This is a genomic window from Reyranella aquatilis (genome assembly GCF_020880995.1).
Classification (GTDB): Bacteria; Pseudomonadota; Alphaproteobacteria; order Reyranellales; family Reyranellaceae; genus Reyranella; species Reyranella aquatilis.
Genome location: NZ_JAJISD010000004.1, coordinates 84,242 through 106,904 on the forward strand (window position 1 = coordinate 84,242; position 22,663 = coordinate 106,904).

The window sequence follows — 22,663 nt, forward strand, 5'->3', positions numbered from 1 at the left end:
GCGAGCGCAATCACTCGTCGGAGAGCGACCTGATCAGGGCACGCTTGTATTGCGCCGTGTCCATTGGGTTGTCGGGTAGCCAGCTCATCGCCGAGAGCAGACGGCGATGGGCGCGCCAAGCAAGAGTTGGATCGGCGCGATCACCAAATCGGCGATACACCTGGGCGGATACGATGCCGACGTAGGACGGCAACAGTGCATCAGCGAGAGCTTCAGCAGGATTACGATAGCAGGCTACGAGATTGGCGCCCAGATCCTTGAAGTTCGATCCGAACTCGATGAAGCCATCCGCACCGTAGCCAAACTGGAAGGAGCGACTGAAGCGATCCTGATTTCGGGATTGAATCCTTTCGATACTCTGAAACTGTGCTTCTTCCAACTTGAAGACCGGCAACACTTCCAGCTCCGAAAAGGCGCCATAGAACACATAGGCGTCCAGCGCATCGTTTATCGAGGTTGGGGTAAGCAACTTCGATTTCGCGTTGATGAACCGCACGTACTCTTCGAACTGTCGCTGCCATTCTTCGGAGCAATCGGTGTTCTGCTTCAAGTTCTCACCAGCCGCGAATGCCACCCGCAATGGAAATTGCCCCGGCGGCCACCGAAGACTCGCGAACTTGACCGCCTCTATCGCAATCTCGCGGGATATCCGTTCGAGTTCGTCCTCGGTTAGAGCGCTCTGCGACGCTGCCGGCCCTTGGACGCCTGTTGCCAGAGGAAGAACGACGACGCTTGCCGCGACCATCCGCGAAAGCAAATTGCGCCGTCCAGGATCGCTCAAGCGGTTTCCTCCGCAATCGCCTTCTTCACGCTCTTACGCTCATACATGCGGCGGCGGTGATCGACCACCCGCGGTATCCGCGCGAGGTCGACGCCGTCCTTCTCCAGCCACTGGGCGAGCGTGAAGAGATAGGGGTCGCAGATCGTGTACTGGTCGCCCATCACCCAAGGCCCCTTCAGCATGTCGCGCTCGATCAGTTCGAAGGCGCCGCCGACGGTCTCCGGCACCTTGCGCCGCATGGCGGCGATCGAATGGGCGTCGTCGGCATCGACCCAGCGATGACCACGCATGCGATGGGCGTGCGCCACGTGCACGTGCGAACAAAGATAGGAATTGAACGACTGCACCTGCGCGAAGGCGAAGGGATCGTCGGTCGGCGCCAGGCGCGACGCCGGAAAACTCTGCGCGACGTAGACCAGCATCGCCGGCGTCTCGGTGAGAATGCCTTTGTCCGTCACCAGCGCCGGCACGCGCCCCTTCGGATTGATCTTCAGGAACTCCGGCGACTTCTGCTGTTCCTTTGCAAAGTCGATGCGCGCCGTCGAGTAGTCCGCGCCGGCTTCCTCGAGCACGATGTGGGTGGCGAGCGCACAGGAGCCCGCGGCGTAGTAGAGCTTGAGCATTGCGTTCCTCCGGCCGTCAGACTTCGGCGTAGATTTCGATCACGTTGCCTTCGGGGTCGCGGAAGAAGAGCGCGCGATGGCCCCAGGCCGGGATATCGCGCGGCGGGCCCATCAGGTCGATTCCCGCGGCCGCCAGCTCGGCCTGGATCTCGTCGATCTCCGGCGGCGCGACCCGGAAGGCGAGCTGCACCGACGCCGATCCCGCCGGAGCGCCGGGCCCGTCCTGGAAGATGCCGTCGAGACTGCGCGGTCGCAGGCAGAGCAGGCCCGAGCCTACATGGAAGCTGATCCATCGCGGCGTCTCCCGCTCGATGCGAAACTTCATCATGTCGAGATAGAAGCGCTTCGCGCGTTCCATGTCCTCGCAGAGCAGCACCACGTAGTCGATATTGCGGATCGACGCCAATCCCATCGCATCGTCTCCCGTTGCCGGATCCCGCCTTACCGAAAGGCGAAGCCTTCCGAAAAGATGCTCGACCAAGGCACACCGCTTTCGCGCAGCTGCCTGGAAAGCTCCTCGGCGAAGCTCGCCGAACCACAGATCATGAAGGCGGTCTTGTTCAGGTCGCCGATGCCATCCAGGAGGTCGCGCGCGGAGAGGCGGCCCGATTCGGCCGTGGCCCAAAGCCGGTAGGAGATCCGCTCGACGTCGCGCGCAACGTCTTCCAGCTCTCCGTGATAGGCCGCGTGCGCACGATCGTGCACGACGTAGGTCACCGCGATCGGACGCTGGTCGTTGTCGGTGCGCTCGAACTGCAGCATGCCGAGGAACGGCGCAATCCCTATGCCGGCGCCGATGCAGACGATTCGCTCGAAACCGACGGTCGCGAGCAGCGTGAAGCCGCCGTAGGGACCGTAGAGTTGCACCGGATGGCCGGGCTCGAGCCGACGCAGCCGGCTGGTGAAGCCGCCGACTTCGCGGATCGACAGGCGGGCCTCGCGCGTGACCGGCGTCGAGGACAGCGAGAAGGGATGCATCTCGCGCGACCAGCGGTTTCCCTCGGCGATGGTGAGGAAGACGAACTTGCCGGGCGCATACGACATGCGCTCGCTGGCGGGCAGCATCTCGAGATCGAAGCCGTGCGGTCCGCGCGGCACGACACGCGAGACGCGATAGACGAACTTCGGACCGACGCGGCGGAACATCACCACATGATGGAAGTAGCTGCCGACGCCGACGAACGTCAGCACCGCCAGCCAGAGGCGCAGCGGCTCGAAGGCCGCGGCCGATCCCTGGATCAGCGAAACTCCCATCGCAACGGCGAACAGCACGCCGTTCAGGACGTGCAACGCACGCCACCATTCATAGGAAAGGCGCGCCGCATAGGCGGCGAGGCCGAGGGCGAAGAAGCCGTAGGTCGCCAGGATCGCCACCGTGAACAGAAGCGGCGATCCCTCCCGAAAGGGCTGGAAGATCGCCGCCACCGGCTGCTGTTCGGCGATGAAAAGTGGAACGAGGAACGCGAGGTGCAGGACGAGCAGGCCGAGCGCCAGCGGCCCGGTCACGCGGTGCAGCTTGATGGCCCGGTCGAGCCCGCCGAACATCACCTCGATCGCCGGATGGCGCGACCCCGCAAAGATCGTGAACGCCATGAGCGTGACCGACCAGAGCGCCGTGAGCTGGACCGGCGCGCGCCACGGCCACAACGGACCTTCGCCGGTCATCTCCATCTTGGCGCCGATCCACAAGGCGGTCGTGATGAGCAGTACGGCGCCGATGAGGTGAAGACCCGGATAGTGCAGAACGAGGCGCTCGGTGAAATCCCGTGCCGGTACCGGCATTCCCTTCTCGGCAGGCGAATGCGCAGCGGTCATTGGCAATTGACTCGTGCCGGGACGGCCATGGTTGCCTCCAAGTCGATGCGGGGGCGTATCGGTCGCGGTCCCATCACCTCAGACCAGCCGGGTCACGGGGGCGAAGCTGCGCCGGTGATGCGGCGTGGGGCCCAGCAGCGACAGCGCCTCGAGATGCTCCTGACTGCCGTAGCCGCGATTGGTTTCCCAGCCATAGCCCGGATAGGTGCGGGCGAGCGCGTGCATGTAGCGGTCGCGGGTCACCTTGGCGAAGATCGACGCGGCGGCGATCGAATAGGAATGGGCGTCGCCGCCGACGATGGTCTCGGCACGGCAGCCCAGTTGCGGCGGCACGCGGTTGCCGTCGATCAGGACGACCTCCGGCTGCTCGGCCAGCGCCTGCACGGCCCGGCGCATGGCGAGATAGGTCGCCTGCAGGATGTTGATGCGGTCGATTTCCTCGACGCTCGCCTCGGCCACGGCATACTGCACCACGCCGGACGCGATCATGGCCTCGTAGGCCTCCTCGCGCTGCTCCAGCGTCAGCTTCTTGGAATCGTCGATCATGCGCAGCAGCTTGCGCGCCGCCCGCGCGCGATCGATCACCGCGACGGCGGCGACCACCGGTCCGGCCAGCGGTCCGCGCCCGACTTCATCGACCCCGGCCACACGGCCCTCGCAGCGCAATTCGTATCGAAAGCTCGGCATATCCCCTGCGGCCGCGTCTAGACTGCGGCCATGTCCCCCAGTTCAGCAATCGCCGACATCATCGCGCAAGACCCCGTAGCTGTGAAACAGTTACGTGCGGTCCGCGAACTCGGCCTGCCGGACTGGTGCATTGCCGCAGGATTCGTGCGCAACCGCGTGTGGGACCATCTGCACGGCATCTTCCCGCCGCGGGCGCCTGTGGATATCGACGTCCTCTACTTCGACGCAGGCGACGTTTCGCCGGAACGCGAGGCTGCGTTCGAGCGACGCCTCGACGGGCTGCTGCCCGGCTTGCCTTGGCAGGTGCGCAACCAGGCCCGGATGCATGTCTGGAAGAACGTGCCGCCGCATCGCGACACGGCGGACTCGATGACCTACTGGCTGGAGACGGTGACCGGTATCGGCGTGCGCCTGGAGGCCGACGACACGCTCACCGTCGTCGCACCGCTCGGCACCGACGATCTCCTGAACCTCCGCTGCCGCCCGACCGCGTACGGGCGCACACGGCGCCACGAATACGACGCCCGGGTCGAAGCCAAGCGCTGGCGCGAACTGTGGCCCCGGGTGAATTTCATCGACTAGACTTGGCGAACGATGATCGCCGCTTTCCTGCCCCTCGCCGCCATTGCCCTTCTGGGCGCCCTGCTCCGCCACTTCATTCCCGGCATGGAGCAGACGCGCCAGTCGATGAACAAGCTGGTGCTCTACGTCTTCCTGCCCGCCCTCGTGTTCCGGACGGTGATGGACGGCACGATCAGCCGGCTGTTCCTCGAGATCCCCGCGCTGGCCGCGACGGGCACGCTGGCCTGCCTCGCGGTGGGCTTCCTGGTCTTCCACTTCCTGCCGATCCCCGGGCCGACCAAGGGGGCGATGATGCTGGGCGCCGCCTTCGGCAACGTCACCTATCTCGGACTGCCGGTGCTGCTCGGCATCTTTCCCGGCCAGGCCGACCAGGTCTCCGAGGTTTCGGTCCTGTTCGAGGTCACCAAGTCGTCGCTCAACCTCACGCTGGGCGCGATGATCGCCATCGCCTATGGCAGCCAGGAGCCCATCACCTTCCGGCGCACGGCGTACGAGGCGCTGAAACTGCCGCCGCTGTGGGCGCTGCTGGTCGCGATCCTGTGGAAACTCTCGGGCATCCCCTGCCCCGCCATGGTCATGGACACCGCCTCGATCCTCGCCGTGGCGGTGAGCGGCATCATGATGCTGTCGCTCGGCATGGCGCTGCGCTTCTCGGCGACGAAGCTCATGGCGCTGGCGATCCCGGTGTCGGCGATCAAGCTCGCCTTCGCACCGTTCGTCGTCTCCCTCGCCGTGGGACCGTTCGGCGTGAGCGGCGTCTACAGCAACGCCGCCATCCTCGAAGCCGCGATGCCCAGCCAGCTCCTGTCCTTCATCATCGCCGGCAAATTCAAGCTCGACGAGGAGACGCTGGCCTTCGTCATCATGGTCGACACGATCCTCGCCTTCGTCACCCTGCCGCTGGTCCGGACGCTGCTGCTCGCGACCTGATCGGCCCACACGCCCTCAACCCGGCTGGGTCGGCGCGGCCATGAGCTTCGCCGCCTGTTCCTGTGCGCGCCGGGCCGCCGGGCGTCCGACATGGCGCTGGGCATAGGCCTCGAACACTGGCCGCTTCTCGATGCCGCCGAACATCATGCCCCAGTGCAGGAACGACGCCATGTAGAGATCGGCCGCGGTGAAATGGTCGGCGGCGATGGTCTGCCGGCCCGCAACCAGTTGGGCCACGGTCTCCATTGTGCGCTCGAAGGAGCCGTAGCCGAGTTGCACCTGCAGTCGGGGCGTATCGGGCGTCCAGCCGGCCGCCTTGTTGCCCAGCGCCGGCTCGCAGCAGCCGGCGACGAAAAACAGCCAGCGATAGTAGGCGCCGCGCCCGGAGGGCGGCGGCGCGAGCTTCGCTTCGGGAAAGAGGTCGGCCAGGTAGCACAGGATGGCACCGGTTTCCGTGACGACCGTGTCGCCATGGCGGATCGCCGGCACCTTGCCCATCGGATTGATGGCGAGATACTCGGGCGACTGCATGTCGGGCCCGAACTGCTTCACCTCGATCCGGTAGGGACAGCCGATCTCCTCCAGCATCCAGTGGATCATCGCGCCGCGAGACTGCGGGTTGGTGAACAGGATCAGGTCGTCGGCCATGACTTCACTCCTCTACAACAATCTCATCTGCCGCCCGTCGCGCCTGGCATCGACCAGGGCGGTGCGGGCGGCGGCGGGAACGGCGAAGCGCTGCGTGTCGAGGCGATAGCGCACACGGTTGAGATCGAGGCGTTTGACCGACGCCGCGAAACGCTGGCTCAGAAGCTGCGCGATCGGCCCCTCGCCCTTCATGCGCGTGCCGAACTCCGCCTTGTAGAGCGCGCCGCCGCGCATCTGGCGCACCAGCGAAAGCACACGCTCGGCGCGGTCGGGCCGATTGGCGCGCAGCCATTCCTCGAACAGGTCCTTGATCTCGAGCGGCAGGCGCAGCGCCGTGTAGCCCGCGCGCGTGGCGCCGGCCGCCGCCGCGGCATCCAGGATCGCTTCCATCTCGTGATCGTTGAGGCCCGGGATCATGGGCGCCGTCATCACCCCGACGGGAATGCCGGCCGCCGCGAGTTCGCGGATGGCGGCAATCCTGCGATGCGGCGCCGAGGCGCGCGGCTCCATCGTGCGCGCGAGGTCGCGGTCGAGCGTCGTCACCGACAGGAACACTTCGGCGAGGTTGCGCTTGGCCATGTCGCCCAGGATGTCGATGTCGCGGGTGATCAGGTGGTTCTTGGTGACGATACCGACGGGATTGTTGAAGTCGCTGAGCACGCGCAGGATCTGGCGTGTGATCTTGAGGTCGCGCTCGACCGGCTGATAGGGATCGGTGTTGGTGCCCATCGCCACCACGTCGCAGCGATACTTGGGCGACGCCAACTCGGCCGTGAGCAGGGCTGCGGCCTCGGGCTTGAACAGGATCCTGGTCTCGAAATCGAGGCCCGGCGACAGGCCGAGATAGGCATGGGTCGGGCGCGCGAAGCAGTAGATGCAGCCATGCTCGCAGCCGCGATAGGGATTGATCGACCGGTCGAACGGAACGTCGGGCGAGGCGTTGCGCGCGATGATGGTGCGCGTCGCATCCTTCGTCAGTGTCGTGCGCAGCGGCGGCAGCTCGTCCTCGATGTCCCAGCCGTCGTTGGTGCGGATGCGCTTCTCGTCGTCGTAGCGGCTGGTCGCGTTGCTGAGCGCCCCGCGCCCGTTGTGCTGCGGCTCGGCGATCTGGTCGTCCGGATAGAGCGGCGGGCTGGGCTCTTTCATGGCGCGACTCTTAGAACAAATCGAGAACGAGTCAAGCCACTGCCGCTAGCGGTTCATTGTCTCCCCGCTATGCCATCCGTAGAGAGAGGCCATGCATGCCATTGAGTTACGCCCCGCCCGTCCCGAGGACCACGACTTCCTGATCAGCCTCTCGCCCCGCCTGTCCGGCGTGCCGGGTCCCGCCTGGCACGACTTGGCGGCCATGGAAGGGTTCCAGGACCGGTACATGGCCTCGACCTTCGCCAACGTCGATCCAGCGGCCCGGACGCTCGTCGCCTGGTCGGCCGACGGTAAGCGACTGGGCTACATTCACGTGCGCCCGTTCAAGGACGGCGTGACCGACGAGCCCTGCGGCTACGTCTCGCTGCTGGCGCTCGTCGAGGAAGCCGAAGGCCGTGGTATCGCCCGCCTGATGATGCAGGAGGCCGAAGCCTGGGCACGCGCCCAGGGTTACCGCTTCCTCTGCCTCGACGTCTTCGCCGACAACCGCCACGCCGTGGAGTTCTACGAGCGGCGCGGCTTCCAGACCGAGACTCTGCGCATGGTGAAGCCGCTATAGCCACTCGGCAAATTTATACCATCGGTTGTATCACTAGTATTTAATACACTCTAATATGAGGGCTTAGCCTATCCATTTGAGAGACAGCAGATGGCAGATATTGAGGTCAGGACTGCGAGTCACGATGACATCGATTTCATCACCAGGCTCTCGCCGCCGGGCGATGAGCGGCTCGCCTCGCAAGCCCGTCTCACCGTTGAACGGGCCTCGACGGCCGGAAATTCGGCGATCCTCATAGCCGTCAACGGAGATGGACGGCGCCGGGGCTACGCACATCTATACCCGGAGACAGACGACTCAGGAGAAGAGCCTCGTCATTATGTTGTTCAAATTGCCATGGCATATCAGGCAGAGCGCTCCGTCTCGAGCGTTCTCCTCGAGGAGGCGAGCGCTTGGCTGAATAAGCACCGCCATCGGTTGGCGACCATCGAAGTCCTAACCGAGGACGAAAGTGGCGCTGTGATCGAAGCCGGAACCATCAACCCTCCGAGGCCGTCATAGCCACTCGGCGCGAAGGGCGCGGATGGAGTCGCGGTCGAAGCACTGGCCGATGCGTGCCCGCAGATGGACCTTCATGGCAGGTTCCAGACCCGCGTCGCTCCATTGCGAGGGATCGGACGGATCGCGCGGCGATTCCGTCTGCACTTTCCAGCGCGCCATGAACATAATCGTGCGCAGCCACGTGAGCCGTCGCATCGGCTGCAGCCAAGGCCGCAGCTCGGCGGCGCGCGTCTCGCCGATCTGCGCCAGATAAGTTTCGTAGAAGTGCGCGACCTGGGCGAGGGAGAGAACCTTGCCGACATCGGGATGCCACACCGTCGAGGTCGGCAGGGTCGCGTGCGCGAGGTCGATCGCCGCCGATCCAACATGGACCTTCTCCAGGTCGACGAACCAGGCGAGGCCGCCGTGATCGACGATGAAGTTGCCGGGATGCGTGTCGGCCAACGCGATCGACAGCGCCTGCGGGCGCTCCGCAAACGTCTTCGCCATTACGCGCATGAGCTCGAGTTCTTCGACGATCTCGGCACGGGCGCCGGGATCCGCCACGCCCTTGTCGAGAAAGCGACGGGCGCCCTCCTCCACGACATTGAGCGTCGTACGGAACGGATTGTCCTGATACGGGATCGGCGAGCCTGGTGCAGGCAGCGGCAGCACATGGAGGCGCGCCAGCGTGTCGGCCATCGCGTCGAGTTCGCCCGGCAGCTGTGGCGCCCGGCCCTCGATGAAATCGACGATCAGCGCACCGCCGGGCAGGCCGGGCCGTGGCTCGATTACCTCGTCAAGTCGCGGCGTGCGCCCCGCCGGTGCGAGGTGACGGAACGCTTCGGCCTGCAGATGAAGCCGCGCCGCCGCCGTCGGATCATCTTCGTAGGCGTAAGCGATCCGCGCGAGCCGTCCGTCCTTCAGCCTTACATGCCCATGTGCCGTGCCGGTCGCCGGCAACGGCTCGCCTTTGTCGATAGCCGCCAAAACGTCATCGTTCATCGCGCCAGCACTGCATGAGAGCGTTTCACGAGATTGGATTATATCTGCGTTCCCGCGCCGTCTATTTGGTAAACGTTCGCTCGATGATCTGGCCGCTCGCCCAATCAATCACATCGTCGTAGCCAGCAAAATTGTAAGCGTGCAGCCGTCCGTGATCATCAACACACAAGTTGGTCCATACGGCTTCGAGTGCATGCTTGGGCGTCGCCTTCCAAAGAATTTTCCCCTCAGCATTCACCCTGTGCAAATTGCAGAATGCTGAAGTTTGGTCGGCCCAATCGAGGATCACGATTCGGTCTCCGTTCCCAAGAGTGATCGAAGCAATGTCTCTCAAAGGCATTCCCGCTCTCGCTCAGCCACTGCGTGGCATCTTGCCTTCGTTGAGGCGCGGCATCAGCTCGGCGAAGTTGCAGGGGCGGAAACGGATGTCGAGCTGCTGGCGCAGGATGTCGTCCCAGCCGTCCTTGCAGGCGCCGGTCGAGCCGGGCAGCGCGAAGATGTAGGTCGCGTTGGCGACGCCCGCGGTGGCGCGGCTCTGCATCGTAGAGGTGCCGATCTTCTGGAAGCTGATCCAGCGGAAGGTCTCGCCGAACCCCTCGATCTTCTTCTCGAACAGCGCCTCCAGCGCCTCCGGCGTGACGTCGCGGCCGGTGACGCCGGTGCCGCCGGTCGAGATCACGACCTCGATGCGCGGATCGTCGATCCACTTCTGCACCTGCGCGCGAATCAGCGCGACGTCGTCGGTGACGATGGCGCGGTCGGCCAGGACATGGCCGTCGCGCGCGATGCGCTCGACCAGCGTGTCGCCCGACTTGTCGGTCTCAAGCGTGCGCGTGTCGGAAACCGTGAGAACGGCGATGTTCACCGGCTTGAATTGCTTGGTTTCGTCGATGCGGTTCATGCGTCCACTATACTCCTGGGCCCGGCCTCGTTCGATGTCTGCCGCGAAATCCGTTCGCGCCGCCAAAGGATTTTTCCCGAGAACGCAGGGAAAGCATCACGACTTTCCATTGACTCCCCCGGGCGGGGTTCTAGTGATCTCCCAACCCAACGAATCAGACAGTTAACAGCCTGGAGACACCATGACTGGCCCCACCGATTGGAAGCATGACGGCGTGCGGGTCATCCCCGCCGGATCGCTCGACACCAACACCGCGCAGACCCCGGGCATGAACCGGGCCGCGGCCATCAATTTCGCCCGCGTCGGCGCCCAGAAGCTGTGGGCCGGCACGGTGACCATCCACGCCCACGCCAAGACCGGCGCCCATCATCACGGGCACCTAGAAAGCGTGATCTACGTCGTTAAGGGTCGCGCCCGCATGCGCTGGGGCGACCAGCTCCAGTTCGTGGCCGAAGCAGGCCCCGGCGACTTCATCTACGTGCCCCCCTACGTGCCGCACCAGGAGATCAACGCCTCGGACACCGAGCCGCTGGAATGCGTGCTGGTCCGTTCCGACAACGAGGCGGTCGCGATCAACATCGACATCACCCCGGCCGAGAAGGTCGAAGAAGTCTACTGGGTCGACCCGACGCATCCCCATCCGCACAAACACTGACGCTGCGCGTCAGAGTTTGTGCGGATGCGCGGGCGGCAGCGCATTCATATGCGCGAGAGCCCGCACGGTGCAGAATAGATATGAATTCGAAGGCGGCCCTACCCGGCCGCCTTCTTCTTTTTCGGCCACAGCCCAGCCAGAAGCAGCAGCACCGCCACGATCGCAAAACCGGTCGAGATCGTGCTGTGCAGGAAGATCGTCGGATCGCCGTCGGAGATCGCCAGCGCCTGGCGCACCGAACGCTCGAAGATCGGGCCCAGCACGTAGGCCAGGATGACGATGCCGAGGTCGAAGCCGTGGCGGCGCAGGAAGTATCCCACGAAGCCGAAGATCACCGAGATGACCACGTCGGCGGGATTGCCGTTCGAGGAATAGACACCGATGAGGCAGACCGCGAGGATCATCGGCGTGAGATAGGCGCGCGGGATGTCGAGGATGCGCACGAACAGGCCGATCAGCGGCAGGTTCAGGATCAGCAGCATGACGTTGCCGATGTACATGCTGGCCACGACGCCCCAGAAGATCTCGGGCTGGCGCTCCAGGATGGTCGGCCCCGGCGTGACGCCGTGGATGATGAAGGCGCCGAGCAGCAAGGCCGTCACCGCGTTGGCGGGGATGCCCATGCAGAGCAGCGGGACGAAGGCGCCGGCGGTGCCGGCATTGTTGGCCGATTCCGGCCCGGCCAGTCCCTCGACGGCGCCCTTGCCGAACTCCTCGGGGTGCTTCGAGAGCTTGCGCTCCATGCCGTAGGACAGGAACGAGGCCAGCACCGCGCCGCCGCCGGGCAGAAGGCCCACCAGGAAGCCCATGAATGTGCCGCGCACGACCGGACCGACGGATCGCCTGGCCTCTTCGCGCGAGGGCATGAAGCCCAGCAGGTGCGAGGGCGGCGGCAGGACCTTCATGTCGTCGGGCTTCTGGCGCGCCATGAACAGCACTTCGGACAGGCCGAACAGGCCGATTGCCAGCGGGACGAGATTGACGCCGTCGCCCAGCGCCAGGATGCCGAAGGTGAGACGCGGCGTCATGTTGAGCGGGTCGCTGCCGATCGTGCCCAGCAGCAGGCCGAACGCCGCCATCAGCAGCGCGCGCGGCAGCGAGCCGCTCGACATGTAGGTGACCATGGTGAGGCCCGCGAGCATCAGCATCGCATACTCGGCGGGGCCGAACTTGATGACCAGCTCGGCGAGCGGCGGTGACAGGAAAGAGATCCCGATGACGCCCACCGTGCCGGCGAAGAACGAGCCCAGTCCGGCGATGCCCAGCGCGGCGCCGGCACGGCCCTTGCGCGCCATCTCGTAACCGTCGAGGCAGGTCACGACCGACGAGGCCTCGCCCGGGATGCGCATCAGCACCGAGGTCACGGTGCCGCCATAGGCCACGCCGTAGTAGATGCCCGACAGCATGATGATGGCCGAGGTCACGTCCATCTTGAACGTGATCGGCAGCAGAATGGCGATGGTGGTGAGCGGCCCCAGCCCCGGCAGGATGCCGACGACGGTGCCGAGGAACGCGCCGACGAAGCAGTAGAACAGGTTGTCGAGGGTCAGCGTGGTGGCGAAGCCGCCCAGCAGCGCTTCCATGCGTCAAACCTCAGCGAACGTAGGTGTAGAATTTGCGCTCGATCGGGCCTTCCGGCAGATCGACGCGCAGCAGCCAGCCGAAGCAGACCAGGCCGGCGGCGGCACAGGCGATGCCGTAGCCGATCGAGGCGAACCAGGACCGACGTTCGGCGAAGCGCATGATCACGATCGTCACGGCCATGGTGGTGACGACGAAGCCGGCATACATCGCGCCCAGCGCGAACACCGCGAAGGTGGCGATGTAGATCGCGAAGGTCCGGTTCGACTCCTTCGTCGCCTCGACGTCGTCGGTGTCGCCACCCTCGGTCTCGCCGGCCTGGCCCGGAAAGACCAGGACGACCAGGGCGAGCGTCACGCAGATGCCGGCCATGAGCTGCGGGAAGAAGCCGGGGCCGGGACCGTCGAAGCCCCAGCTTTCCAGCTCCAATGCCTTCCACAGGCCGATGAGCGCGGCGCCCAGAAGGCCGAGCGTCGCGATCCGCGTGCCGCCCAGCTTCATCATGCCGGCTTCTTGGCCATGCCGGTTTCCTTGAGGATCGGCACCAGCTCCTCCTCGATCTTCTTGAGCAGCGCGCCGTATTCCTTGCCGTCGCGATAGATCGCCTGGATGCCGAGCTTGGTGATCTGGCTGGTCACGGACTCGTCCTTCATGACGTCGGCCAGTGCCTTGTCCATGCGCTCCTTGATCGCCGGATCGACTCCGGTCGGGAAGGCGTAACCGAAGGGTCCGTTGCTGACGGCGTTGTAGCCCAGCTCGCGCAGCGTCTTGACGTCCGGATAGTCGGGCCAGCGCGCCTCGGCGGCCGAGGCGAGGAAGCGCAGCTTGCCGGCCTCGATCTGCGGCCGCATCTCGGTGACCGTCTGGATGACCGCATCGACATGGCCGCCGATCGCAGCCGTCACCGATTCGACGCCGCCCGGGAACACGACCCAGCGCAGCTTGGCGCCGCTGAGTTTGGCGAGCTGGAACATCGCCACCACGTTGGTGACGTTGTTGGAGCTGTAGGTGAGCTGCTTCTGCTTGCCCTGGTTGACAAGGTCCTCGATCGACTTGATCGGGCCGTCGGCCTTCGCGCCGATTCCGTATCGCAGGGCCGCGACCTGGCCGATGATGTCGAACGCCTTCCACGGCTCGTAGGCGACGTTCATCATGTTCGGCACGGCGATATGGCTGGAGATCGCCACCAATCCCATCGTGTGGCCGTCCGGCGCCGACTGCGCCAGCGTCGTCGGCCCGAGTGCGCCCGCGCCGCCCACGACGTTCTTGACGATGACCGTCGCGTTCAGCCGCTTTTCGAGCGCCTGAGCGATGATGCGCGCGGTGAGGTCGGTCGAGGCACCCGGCGCGTTCGGATTGATCAGCGAGATCTCGCGCGCCGGCCACTTGCTGGACTGGGCGATCGCCGGCGCGGCCACGGTCATGGCGGCGAGCGCGGTCCCACCCTTCAATACGCTTCTGCGGTTCATGCTGTTTTCCTCCCTTGATTTCATATCGGGTGACAGTGCTTGTCGTGCCCGCGATCGGTCAAGGGAGGCGTGCCGGTACGCGAACCTCTACGGGGCCGCGCGCACCTCGGCCGAACGATCCCAGATGTTGGGCTGCTCGCGGTTGGTGTAGCCCGACACGAAGAGGTTCGGCTGGCCGGTCGTCACGTCGTAGGTGTGCCGACGCACAGCACCGATGTTACCGCCGTAGACATGGATGCTGATCGAGCCGCGATCGTCCAGTGCGTTGGTCACCTGGTGAATGTCGCCCACGGGATTGCGCGGCGCCGGGACGAGGACCTCGACGTCGCCGGGCTCGAGCTTGCTGAGCGCGCCCGGCACCAGCACGCCGGTCTCGGGATGACGCGTGAAGCTGAGCGAGGTTTCCGAACCGCGCAGCATGCCGACCAGACCCCACATCTCGTGATCGTGCACCGGCGTGTTGGCCCTGGGCGCCCACACGAAACTCACGACGCAGAAGCGCTCGAACGGGTCGCACCACAGCAGGTTCTGCGCATAGCCATGCGGCGGCACCTTCGCCGCCTGCTCGGGCAGCCAGTCGTCGTGCTTCACCAGCTCGCCGAGAAGCTTGGCGCCGACCTCGACGACGGCGTTCTCGTCCTTGTCCTGCCAGGCACCACCGGTGAGAGAGGTCATGTCGCCGATGAAACGGCGCAGGCGATCGATGCTCATTCCGCAGCCTTTCGCTGGAAGGTGTTTCCGAAGATCGCCTCGGTGTCGGCACCGAGGGCCGGCGGATCCCGCCGCTTGGAGATGTCCGTGGCCGAAATCCGGACCGGGCTCCCGAAGGTTTTCGTCTTCACGCCGGAAGGAAGCTCCATTTCCTCGACCCAGCCCATGTGCGCGACCTGCGGGTCGGCCAGGATCTGGCTGTAGGTGTTGATGCGGCCCTGCGGCACGCCGGCCTTCTCGAAGGCGGCCAGCCAGTGATCCACGCCGTGCTTCGCGAACTCGACCTCGAGCAGGTCCTTCAAGGCGACCTGGTTGGCGGCGCGCGACTGCGTCGTGGCAAAGCGCGCATCGGCGAAGAGGTCGGGACGCCCGACCACCTGGGTCACGGCTTCCCACAGCTTGTTGTTGCCGGCGGCGATGACGAAATGGCCGTCGGCCGCCTTGAAGGCCTGGTAGGGCGCGTTGCGCGGATGGGCAGAGCCGAGCTTCCTGGGATCGTTGCCGGTGCCGAAGAACTCGCTGGTCTGGAGCGCGGCCATCCCCAGGCTGCAGCCCAGCATCGACGCATCGACATGCGCGCCGGGTCCGCCACCCGCCACGCGGCGCAGGATGGACACGATCGTCAGGGCCGCATAGAGCCCGGTGCCGACATCGGAGACCGGCACGCCGCACTTGACCGGCGCGCCGTCGGGCTCGCCGGTCACGCTCATGATGCCGCTCATCGCCTGAACGGTGACGTCGAAGCCGCCCTCGCCCGAGCGTGGGCCGCTCTGGCCGAAGGCCGAAATGGAGCAATAGACGAGGCCGGGCTTCTCGGCACGGAAGGATTCGTAGCCGAGGCCGAGCCGATCCATCACGCCCGGCCGGTTATTCTCCAGCACCACATCGGCGGTGAGGATCAGCTGGCGCGCCGCCGCCTTCTGCGCCGGGTCCTTGAGATCGAGCACGACCGAGCGCTTGTTGCGGTTGATCGAGGCGAAGTTCTCGCTGTAGCCCCCCTCGGAGCCTTCTGTGATCGGCGGCCACTGGCGCATCATGTCGCCCTCGGGCGGCTCGACCTTGATCACCTCGGCGCCGAGATCAGCCAGCAGCATTCCACAATAGGGACCTGCCAGGACCTGGCAGAACTCGACGACGCGTACACCAGCCAGCGGCAACATGATCAGCGGGTTCCGTCCTGCGCGATGTAGCGGGGCCAGTCATGCGAGGCGATCTGGTCGAGCGACGGCGTCGGCTGGCCGAGTCGAAGCTGGTAGATCCAGTAGTTGGTGAGCACGCGCTGCACGAAGTCGCGCGTCTCGTGGAGCGGGATCAGCTGGATATAGAGGAGCGGATCCTGCGAGGCGTTCAGCGAATTGTCCCAGCGCATCACGTTGCCCGGCCCGCCATTGTAGCCCGCCGTCGTGCGCACGAGATTGCCGTCGGTCTCGTTGAGCAGCATCGAGATGTAGGCCTGGCCCAGCGACATGTTTACCGACGGATCCCAGGGATTGGCCCCCGCGGTCTCCGGCGCATAGCGCGCGGAGACCGCGCGCGCCGTGGCCGGCATCAGCTGCATCAGGCCCATCGCACCCACGACCGAGCGCGCCTTGGGATTGAACGCCGATTCCTGGCGCATGAAGGCATAGACCAGTGCACGGTCGACACTCTGGCCGCTCGAGGGTTGCCACGGCGGGACCGGATACATGCCGCCGTCGTAGCCCTTGATGTTGTGACGCTGATCCCAGTTGGCGTTGCCGACGCGCACCGACAAGGCGGGCAGTTGTGCCTTCTGCGCCAGCGCCATCACCGCCTCGACGTAGCGCGGATCGGCGTCGATCGAGGCGGCGAAGAGTTCGCGCTCCGCCGCCGTCGTGGCGCCGAGCTGCAGCAGCGCCAGCGCGCGACGGGCGGCACGGTCGTCGCGCAGCATGTCGGTGCGCTTGCGGTCGAGCGCCGGCACCTCGAAGTCGGGCTGGATCTGCATGCCCAGCGCCTTCTGCGCGACGAGCCCGTAGAAGGTGCGGCCATGCAACGCCGCGCGCTTGAGGTAGGGCGCGTATTTCTGCGGGTTGCCGGCCAGCAGGTTGGCGCGTGCCGCCCAGAACGAGCCCGCCGCCAGGGTCCACGACGAGGCACGGTCGGGCGAGGCATCGGCCACCAGCTCGAAGCGGCGGGCCGCCTCGGCCATGTTGCCGCGCGTGAATGCCGTCATGGCGGCGTTCCAGTTGGCGTCGGGCGGCATGCTGGCCTCGACGGGAATCTGGACGCCCCGCTGCGGGTCGGCTTCGAGCTGGCGCGTGCGCAGGCGGCCGCGCCACAGCTCGACCTCCTGCGGTCCGAGGATTTCGGTCGAAGACTTGCGGTCGAGCAGGACGAAGGCGGCATTGAAGCCGCCGTCGTCGGCCATGCTCTGCAGCCGCGATCGCAGTTCCGCGGCGCGGCCGGCATCGGCGCCGTTCACGGTGCGGGCGGCGGCGAAGTTGGGCGAGCCCGGCGTGGAGCCGACGAAGGTTGCCGGCGTGAGTTCCGGGCCGCCGGGCGTGCGCCGCGCCAGGGCGAGACGGTAGATCGCGGGTGCGTCGGGATGGTCGTTGTATTCCTGGAGCCAGGCCGCCAGCTGGTCGTAGCGTGCCTGGTTGTTCGGACTGAGCAGTCGCTGCGCGCCGACATAGCCCATCAGCGTCTTGTCCTGGAGCTGACGGATGTCTTCGTCCGCCTGCGCCCAGTTTCCCGACTGCTGCGCCTGGAAGATGCGGCGGTAACGGTCGCGGGTTTCGTTGTCGAGGACGGTCGGCAGCCCGGCGACGACCGCGTTCTCGTCGAGTTCGACGACGGGCGGCGGCGGCACATAGACCGCGGCGCGCGGCGCGGGACGGGCCGCGGGTCGCGCTGCCGGCCGGGTCACGGCGGCCTTGGTGGTCGCGGGGTTGGTCGCCTGCGTCTGGACCGGCTTCTTGGCGGTCTGCGCCGAAGCCTGGGCCGCCATCAGGGCGGCCGCCCCGATCAGGACGGCGGATAGGGTGGTTCGCATGGCGCACCGTAGTTTGACTCTGGCCCACACGACAAGAGTGGGGCGACAAGGGCCGGTGGGCCTATACTGCGCGCAACGGAGGACCTGAATGAACCTGCATCAAGAGCGTGCCGCGGCCGTGCGGCGCCTGATCGACGAAGCCCGCACCATCGAGAAGTCGGGCGTGACATACGCCAATCTCGAGAAGATCGGTGGACTTCTCTCGTCGCTGGCCCGCCGCGCCGAGCTCTTTCCGCAGGAGGAGTTTCCGCTGGGCGCCGACGGCGGCATCTATCGCCTGAGCGAGGATCCCGACCATCGCTTCGCGCTCTATGCCTCGGCCGGTGGCGCCGGCAAGAAGGTGCCGCCGCACAACCACACGACCTGGGCGATCATCGCCGGCGTCCACGGCGCCGAGCGCAACGTCGTCTACGACCGGCTCGACAACGGCGCGCAGGAAAACGTCGTGCAGTTGCGCGAGGCGCCGGCCAAGGAGAAGACGCTGAAGCGCGGCGACGTGATCACCTTCCTTCCCGACGACTTCCATCATATCGAGACACCGGTCGATTCGGGCAATGCGCTGCACCTTCACTTTTATGGCCTCAGCCTCGAGCACCTGCCCAACCGGCTGACCGTCGACATGAAGACCGGCGCGGCCAAGCGCTTCATGGCGAAGCCGAAGATCCTGACGCCGCTGCTCAGCGTGCAGCAGGTCAAGGAGATGCTGAAGGGCGGCGAGGTCTTCGCGTTCTTCGACGTGCGCGAGGAAGGCGAGTTCTCGACCCAGGGCCATCCGCTGTTCGCCACCCCGCTCCCCCTCTCCCGCCTCGAGCCGCGGGCGCTCGCCCTGCTGCCCGATCCGCACATCCGCATCGTGTTGATGGACGGCGGCGAGGAAGGGCAGACGGGGCGCGCCAACCGCGCCGCCGCGGCCCTCAGCCGCCTCGGCTACACCAATCTCGCGGTGATGGCCGGCGGCCTTAAAGGATGGCGCGACGCGGGCTACGAGGTCTTCACCGGCGTCAACGTGCCCAGCAAGGCGTTCGGCGAGGTCGTCGAGCACGGCAACGACACGCCGCGCATCGACGCCGCCGACGTGCAGAAGCTGATCGACAGCAAGGCCGACATGGTGATCCTCGATTCGCGGCCGCTGCCGGAATTCACCAACATGTCGATCCCCGGCGGTGTCGACTGCCCCGGCGCCGAGCTGGTCTATCGCGTGAAGGACTTCGTGACCCGGCCGGAGACGCTGGTCGTCGTCAACTGCGCCGGCCGCACGCGCTCGATCATCGGCGCCCAGTCGCTGATCAATGCCGGCCTGCCCAACAAGGTGATGGCGCTGAAGAACGGCACCATGGGCTGGCACCTGGCCGGCCTCAAGGTTGCCCGCGGCGAGACGAGGAGTTTCGGCCCGCAGGGTGCCGAAGCCGCGAGGTTCGCTCAGGCCGCCGCCGCGAATATCGCGGCCAGGATGGGCATCCGGAAGATCGACAAGGCCGGCCTCGACGCCCTGGTGAAGAAGGGCGGACCGCTCTATCGCCTCGACGTGCGCGATCCCGCCGAATATGCGCAGGGCCATCTCGCGGGCTTCCGCCATGCCGCGGGCGGCCAGCTCGTGCAGGCGACCGACCAGTATGTCGGCGCCCGCAACGCCACCATCGTGCTGCACGACAATGACGGCGTGCGCGCCACCATGACGGCGCACTGGCTGCTGCAGATGGGCTGGAACGAGACCTACGTGCTCGATCACAAGCCGGCAGCATCCGAACTCACGACCGCGGCCGAGCCACGATATCCCGCCGGTTTCATCGTGCCGCAGGTCCCGACGGTAACGGCGGCCGAACTCGAAAAGTCGCTGGCGACGAGCCTCGTGATCGATCTCGACACCAGCCTGAAGTATCGCGACGGACACATCCCCGGCGCCTGGTTCGCGGTCCGCGCCAATCTTGCGCGCACCCTGCCGGAAATGCTGGGAAAACAGCCCGGCAGCACCCGGATCGTCCTCGTGGCCCCTGATGCCGAGATCGCTGCCTTGGCCGCATTCGAAATTGCCGAACAAGCCGGCGTGACCCCGGTCCATATTCTGTCAGGCGGAATGAAGGCGTGGCGGGAGGGTGGTTTCGACCTCGAAACCGGGCATGTCCGAATGGCAGATCCGCCGACCGACGTCTGGTACCGCCCCTACGACTTCAAGGAGGACGTGGAAGCAGCCATGCGACAGTACCTCGACTGGGAGGTAGACCTCGTCCCGCAGGTCGAGCGCGACGGTGATGCCCGGTTCACTGTCCTCAAGCGGTAGAAGGGCGCAACGCCTTGTATTTGAAGGCCTTGTCACATCGTCGCGTCCGCTTGACTCCCTCCGGGCCTGCCAATAGGTTCCGGCGCGTTTTTCATTGTGACCGCATCGCGTCGATGCGATGGCGATGGAAAGCCCGGAGCGGAGCATCCGGTTATGGCTGAGGACGATCGGAAATCGACCCCTGATGAGCTGGATCGGCGCCTGAAAGGTGTCCGGCAGGCCTACCAGGCGGGAACAGGACGGTCGTCGGGACCCGCAACGCGTGGCGCCGGAGGCGAAAAGCTGGGCGTCGGCATGCGGATCGCGGTCGAACTGGTGGCGGGCGTCGTTGCGGGGGCCTTTCTCGGCCTGATGGCTGATCAGTGGTTGGGAACCAAGCCCTGGCTGCTGATCGTGGGGTTCGTACTGGGGTGCTGTGCGGCGTTCTTGAACGTCTACCGGGTTGCGCAGGCTGAAGAGCGGCGCAGCAAGGCGGCCCAGGATGAAAAGAAGAGCTGATTTGGGGATAGAGTAACGTGGCCAGCCCGCTCGAGCAGTTTGCTATCCAGGACTACACCGCCCCGCTGTTCACCATCGGCGGCCATCACATCGCCGTCACCAATTCCGCCGTCTTCATGATGGGCGCCGTGGTGCTCTCCTCGGGTCTGCTGATGGCGGGCGCGGGCAAGGGAGCGATGATCCCGGGCCGTATCCAGGCGATGGCCGAACTCTTCTACGAGTTCATCGCCAACATGATCCGCGACAATGTCGGCAGCGGCGGCAAGAAATTCTTCCCGTTCATCTTCTCGCTCTTCATCTTCACGCTGTTCGGCAACATCCTCGGGATGCTCCCCTACGGCTACACCTTCACGTCCCAGATCGCCGTCACCTTCTTCATGGCGATGGTGGTGTTCCTCGGCGTGACGCTGATCGGCCTGTTCAAGCACGGCCTCCACTTCTTCTCCCTGTTCTTCCCGCACGGCGCGCCGCTGTTCACTGCGCCGATCCTGATCCCGATCGAGCTGGTCTCCTATCTCAGCCGCCCGATCAGCCTGTCGGTCCGCCTGTTCGCCAACATGACCGTCGGCCACGTGCTGCTGAAGGTGCTGGCGGGCTTCGTCGTGGCGCTCGGCATCTTCGGTGTCGTGCCGCTGGTGGTCCTGATCGCGATCACGGCGCTGGAGCTGCTGGTCGCGCTGCTGCAGGCCTACATCTTCACGATCCTCTGCTGCATTTACCTGAACGACGCGCTGCATCTGCACTGATCGCCGCGCCCGTACCCATCGATCCATCACGTCAAAGCCAAGAGAAAACAGGAGATAGAAATGGACGCTTCAGCCGCCAAGTTCATCGGTGCAGGCCTCGCCGCCATCGGCATGATCGGCGCCGGCATCGGCGTGGGCAACGTCTGGGCGAGCTACATCACGGCCCTGTCGCGCAACCCGGCCTCGAAGGCCGAAATCGGCGCCAACATCTGGATCGGCTTCGCCGTCACCGAGGCCATCGCGCTGTTCGCGCTGATCGTCGCGCTGATCGCCCTCTTCGCCTGAGTTCGATCGTGCCCGTTCAGGCACTCCGGACTCTGGTCACCGCGGCAGCCCTGATCGGGCTGCCGTTTGCCGCGCAGGCGGCCGGCATGCCGCAGTTCGACCTCAAGAGGTTCCCCACCCAGATCTTCTGGTTGGTGGTGTGCTTTGCCGTTCTGTACTTCCTCATGGCCAAGGCCGTCCTGCCGAAGATCGGCAAGACGATCGAAAGCCGCGAGCACAAGATCCAGGCGGACCTCGACGCGGCCCAGAAGGCCAACGACGCCGCTCGCGCGGCGGCGGTCGAGCAGGACAAGGCGCTTGCCGAGGCGCGCGGACAGGCTTCCGGCCTGATCCGGGCCGCATCGGAAGCCGCTGCGGCCGCGACCTCGGCAAAGATGCACGAAGTCAGCGACCGGTTGGGCGCCGACATTGTCGCCGCCGAGAAGCGAATCGGCGAGCAGCGTACGCAGGCTCTGGCGGGCCTCGGCGCCATGTCGAGCGAGATCGCCACCGCGGTGATGGGCAAGCTGGTGGGATCGGCAGATCCTGCGCAGGTCGCCCGTGCCGTGGATGAAGCAGCAAAGGCAGGCAAGCCATGATCGGTACCGCATGGGCTGCCGACGCACACGGCGGCGGCGGAGGCTTGTTCTCCGACCCGACGTTCTGGGTCGCCGTTGCCTTCTTTCTGTTCCTGGCGATCGCCGGCAAGCAGATCGTCAAGGGGCTGACCAAGCTCCTCGACGACCGCACCGCCCTGATCGCCCGCACGCTCGGCGAAGCCGAGAAGCTGCGCAACGAGGCACAGAAGGCGCGCGACGATGCCCAGAAGAGCCTGGCCGATTCGGCCAAGCTCGCCCAGGAGATCGTCGAACAGGCCAGGCGGGAGGCCGAGCGCCTCACGCAGCACGCCGCCGAGGAGCGCGAAGCGCTCATCGCCCGCCGCGAGCAGCAGGCCAAGGACCGCATCGCCCAGGCCGAGGCCCAGGCGTCGCGCGAAGTGCGCAACATGGCCGTCGACGTGGCGCTCGCCGCCACCCGCACCCTGCTCAAGGAGCAGGTTGGCGGCGGCCGCACGCAGGCGATGATCGACGAGGCCATCACCGAACTGCCGCGCCGTCTGCACTGATCTTCAGAAAATAGGGATCGCCCGCAAAACAAAAGAGCGGGCAACCTGGTGCCCCTCGCCGCAAGGCGGGGGGCTTTTTCTTTGGCTGGTCGCCAAGTCCAAAAGTCGAGCGAGCTTGCGCAAGCGCAACGCTCACCAGCTCTTCTCCTCCTGCGTCTTACGGGG

At 65.9% G+C, this 22,663-nt stretch carries 27 protein-coding genes; 11 read left to right on the forward strand and 16 right to left on the reverse strand.

Features of this window, described 5'->3' with window-relative positions; translation table 11 throughout:
- Nucleotides 1-10: 10 nt before the first annotated feature.
- The 5 genes from LJ725_RS10820 to LJ725_RS10840 form a co-directional block, all read right to left on the reverse strand.
- Complete coding sequence (locus LJ725_RS10820; protein ID WP_230550667.1) at nt 11-781, reverse strand: hypothetical protein; 771 nt, start codon at nt 779-781, stop codon at nt 11-13.
- Nucleotides 778-1,404 (reverse strand): glutathione S-transferase family protein, encoded by a 627-nt coding sequence (locus LJ725_RS10825; protein ID WP_230550668.1) that lies wholly within the window; start codon nt 1,402-1,404, stop codon nt 778-780. The genes LJ725_RS10820 and LJ725_RS10825 overlap by 4 nt, the downstream gene beginning before the upstream one ends.
- 16 nt (nt 1,405-1,420) lie before the next feature.
- The gene (locus tag LJ725_RS10830) at nt 1,421-1,816 is read right to left on the reverse strand and encodes a VOC family protein (RefSeq protein WP_230550669.1); all 396 of its coding nucleotides are present in this window, start codon (nt 1,814-1,816) and stop codon (nt 1,421-1,423) included.
- A gap of 29 nt (nt 1,817-1,845) precedes the next feature.
- Entirely contained in the window at nt 1,846-3,219 is a 1,374-nt protein-coding gene (locus tag LJ725_RS10835; RefSeq protein ID WP_230550670.1) for a ferredoxin reductase family protein, read from the reverse strand.
- 78 nt (nt 3,220-3,297) lie between these two features.
- A complete protein-coding gene (locus tag LJ725_RS10840) occupies nt 3,298-3,906 on the reverse strand; it encodes a ribonuclease HII (protein ID WP_230550671.1) in 609 nt (202 codons plus the stop codon).
- Between the two features lie 81 nt (nt 3,907-3,987).
- Here LJ725_RS10840 and LJ725_RS10845 point away from each other — a divergent pair, with 81 nt between their 5' ends.
- Both LJ725_RS10845 and LJ725_RS10850 read left to right on the forward strand, forming a co-directional pair.
- Complete coding sequence (locus LJ725_RS10845; protein ID WP_230550672.1) at nt 3,988-4,488, forward strand: nucleotidyltransferase family protein; 501 nt, start codon at nt 3,988-3,990, stop codon at nt 4,486-4,488.
- Between the two features lie 12 nt (nt 4,489-4,500).
- Nucleotides 4,501-5,418, forward strand: a complete 918-nt coding sequence (locus LJ725_RS10850; protein ID WP_230550673.1) for an AEC family transporter — start codon at nt 4,501-4,503, stop codon at nt 5,416-5,418.
- A gap of 15 nt (nt 5,419-5,433) precedes the next feature.
- Here LJ725_RS10850 and LJ725_RS10855 read toward each other — a convergent pair whose 3' ends face one another.
- Entirely contained in the window at nt 5,434-6,066 is a 633-nt protein-coding gene (locus LJ725_RS10855; RefSeq protein ID WP_230550674.1) for a glutathione S-transferase family protein, read from the reverse strand.
- A 12-nt stretch (nt 6,067-6,078) separates the two neighbouring features.
- Complete coding sequence (locus tag LJ725_RS10860; protein ID WP_230550675.1) at nt 6,079-7,212, reverse strand: PA0069 family radical SAM protein; 1,134 nt, start codon at nt 7,210-7,212, stop codon at nt 6,079-6,081.
- A 91-nt stretch (nt 7,213-7,303) separates the two neighbouring features.
- On the opposite strand from LJ725_RS10860, the gene LJ725_RS10865 reads away from it, so the two are divergent.
- Nucleotides 7,304-7,771, forward strand: coding sequence for a GNAT family N-acetyltransferase (locus LJ725_RS10865; protein ID WP_230550676.1), 468 nt, complete (start codon nt 7,304-7,306; stop codon nt 7,769-7,771).
- Nucleotides 7,772-7,861: 90 nt separating this feature from the next.
- The gene (locus LJ725_RS10870; protein WP_230550677.1) at nt 7,862-8,272 is read left to right on the forward strand and encodes a hypothetical protein; all 411 of its coding nucleotides are present in this window, start codon (nt 7,862-7,864) and stop codon (nt 8,270-8,272) included.
- On the opposite strand, the gene LJ725_RS10875 is transcribed toward LJ725_RS10870, so the two are convergent.
- The 3 genes from LJ725_RS10875 to moaB all read right to left on the reverse strand — a co-directional run bounded on the left by LJ725_RS10875 (nt 8,267) and on the right by moaB (nt 10,157).
- On the reverse strand, nt 8,267-9,256 hold the full coding sequence (locus tag LJ725_RS10875; protein WP_230550678.1) for a phosphotransferase: 990 nt from the start codon (nt 9,254-9,256) through the stop codon (nt 8,267-8,269). The two genes, LJ725_RS10870 and LJ725_RS10875, sit on opposite strands and share 6 nt — an antisense overlap.
- Nucleotides 9,257-9,317: 61 nt before the next feature.
- Nucleotides 9,318-9,545, reverse strand: a complete 228-nt coding sequence (locus LJ725_RS10880) for a hypothetical protein (RefSeq protein ID WP_230550679.1) — start codon at nt 9,543-9,545, stop codon at nt 9,318-9,320.
- Between the two features lie 63 nt (nt 9,546-9,608).
- The gene (gene moaB / locus LJ725_RS10885; RefSeq protein ID WP_230550680.1) at nt 9,609-10,157 is read right to left on the reverse strand and encodes a molybdenum cofactor biosynthesis protein B; all 549 of its coding nucleotides are present in this window, start codon (nt 10,155-10,157) and stop codon (nt 9,609-9,611) included.
- Between the two features lie 181 nt (nt 10,158-10,338).
- On the opposite strand from moaB, the gene LJ725_RS10890 reads away from it, so the two are divergent.
- A complete protein-coding gene (locus LJ725_RS10890; protein ID WP_230550681.1) occupies nt 10,339-10,812 on the forward strand; it encodes a cupin domain-containing protein in 474 nt (157 codons plus the stop codon).
- A gap of 98 nt (nt 10,813-10,910) precedes the next feature.
- On the opposite strand, the gene LJ725_RS10895 is transcribed toward LJ725_RS10890, so the two are convergent.
- The 6 genes from LJ725_RS10895 to LJ725_RS10920 all read right to left on the reverse strand — a co-directional run bounded on the left by LJ725_RS10895 (nt 10,911) and on the right by LJ725_RS10920 (nt 17,586).
- Nucleotides 10,911-12,395 carry a tripartite tricarboxylate transporter permease gene (locus tag LJ725_RS10895; protein WP_230550682.1) on the reverse strand — a complete coding sequence of 495 codons (1,485 nt, stop codon included), beginning with the start codon at nt 12,393-12,395 and terminating at the stop codon, nt 10,911-10,913.
- Nucleotides 12,396-12,405: 10 nt separating this feature from the next.
- The gene (locus LJ725_RS10900) at nt 12,406-12,897 is read right to left on the reverse strand and encodes a tripartite tricarboxylate transporter TctB family protein (RefSeq protein WP_230550683.1); all 492 of its coding nucleotides are present in this window, start codon (nt 12,895-12,897) and stop codon (nt 12,406-12,408) included.
- Entirely contained in the window at nt 12,894-13,862 is a 969-nt protein-coding gene (locus LJ725_RS10905; RefSeq protein WP_230550684.1) for a Bug family tripartite tricarboxylate transporter substrate binding protein, read from the reverse strand. Before LJ725_RS10905 ends, LJ725_RS10900 begins: the two co-directional genes overlap by 4 nt.
- A gap of 87 nt (nt 13,863-13,949) precedes the next feature.
- Nucleotides 13,950-14,573, reverse strand: coding sequence for a cysteine dioxygenase family protein (locus tag LJ725_RS10910; RefSeq protein ID WP_230550685.1), 624 nt, complete (start codon nt 14,571-14,573; stop codon nt 13,950-13,952).
- On the reverse strand, nt 14,570-15,733 hold the full coding sequence (locus tag LJ725_RS10915; protein ID WP_230550686.1) for a CaiB/BaiF CoA transferase family protein: 1,164 nt from the start codon (nt 15,731-15,733) through the stop codon (nt 14,570-14,572). Before LJ725_RS10915 ends, LJ725_RS10910 begins: the two co-directional genes overlap by 4 nt.
- Before the next feature lie 2 nt (nt 15,734-15,735).
- On the reverse strand, nt 15,736-17,586 hold the full coding sequence (locus LJ725_RS10920; RefSeq protein WP_230550687.1) for a transglycosylase SLT domain-containing protein: 1,851 nt from the start codon (nt 17,584-17,586) through the stop codon (nt 15,736-15,738).
- Nucleotides 17,587-17,674: 88 nt separating this feature from the next.
- Here LJ725_RS10920 and LJ725_RS10925 point away from each other — a divergent pair, with 88 nt between their 5' ends.
- The 6 genes from LJ725_RS10925 to LJ725_RS10950 all read left to right on the forward strand — a co-directional run bounded on the left by LJ725_RS10925 (nt 17,675) and on the right by LJ725_RS10950 (nt 22,498).
- Nucleotides 17,675-19,864, forward strand: a complete 2,190-nt coding sequence (locus tag LJ725_RS10925) for a rhodanese-like domain-containing protein (RefSeq protein WP_230550688.1) — start codon at nt 17,675-17,677, stop codon at nt 19,862-19,864.
- Between the two features lie 153 nt (nt 19,865-20,017).
- Entirely contained in the window at nt 20,018-20,362 is a 345-nt protein-coding gene (locus tag LJ725_RS10930; protein ID WP_230550689.1) for an AtpZ/AtpI family protein, read from the forward strand.
- A gap of 17 nt (nt 20,363-20,379) precedes the next feature.
- Nucleotides 20,380-21,108, forward strand: coding sequence for a F0F1 ATP synthase subunit A (locus tag LJ725_RS10935; RefSeq protein WP_230550690.1), 729 nt, complete (start codon nt 20,380-20,382; stop codon nt 21,106-21,108).
- Between the two features lie 60 nt (nt 21,109-21,168).
- Nucleotides 21,169-21,393, forward strand: a complete 225-nt coding sequence (locus LJ725_RS10940) for a F0F1 ATP synthase subunit C (RefSeq protein WP_020698011.1) — start codon at nt 21,169-21,171, stop codon at nt 21,391-21,393.
- 8 nt (nt 21,394-21,401) lie between these two features.
- The gene (locus LJ725_RS10945) at nt 21,402-21,971 is read left to right on the forward strand and encodes a F0F1 ATP synthase subunit B family protein (protein ID WP_230550691.1); all 570 of its coding nucleotides are present in this window, start codon (nt 21,402-21,404) and stop codon (nt 21,969-21,971) included.
- Nucleotides 21,968-22,498 carry a F0F1 ATP synthase subunit B family protein gene (locus LJ725_RS10950; protein ID WP_230550692.1) on the forward strand — a complete coding sequence of 177 codons (531 nt, stop codon included), beginning with the start codon at nt 21,968-21,970 and terminating at the stop codon, nt 22,496-22,498. The genes LJ725_RS10945 and LJ725_RS10950 overlap by 4 nt, the downstream gene beginning before the upstream one ends.
- Nucleotides 22,499-22,663: the final 165 nt, after the last annotated feature.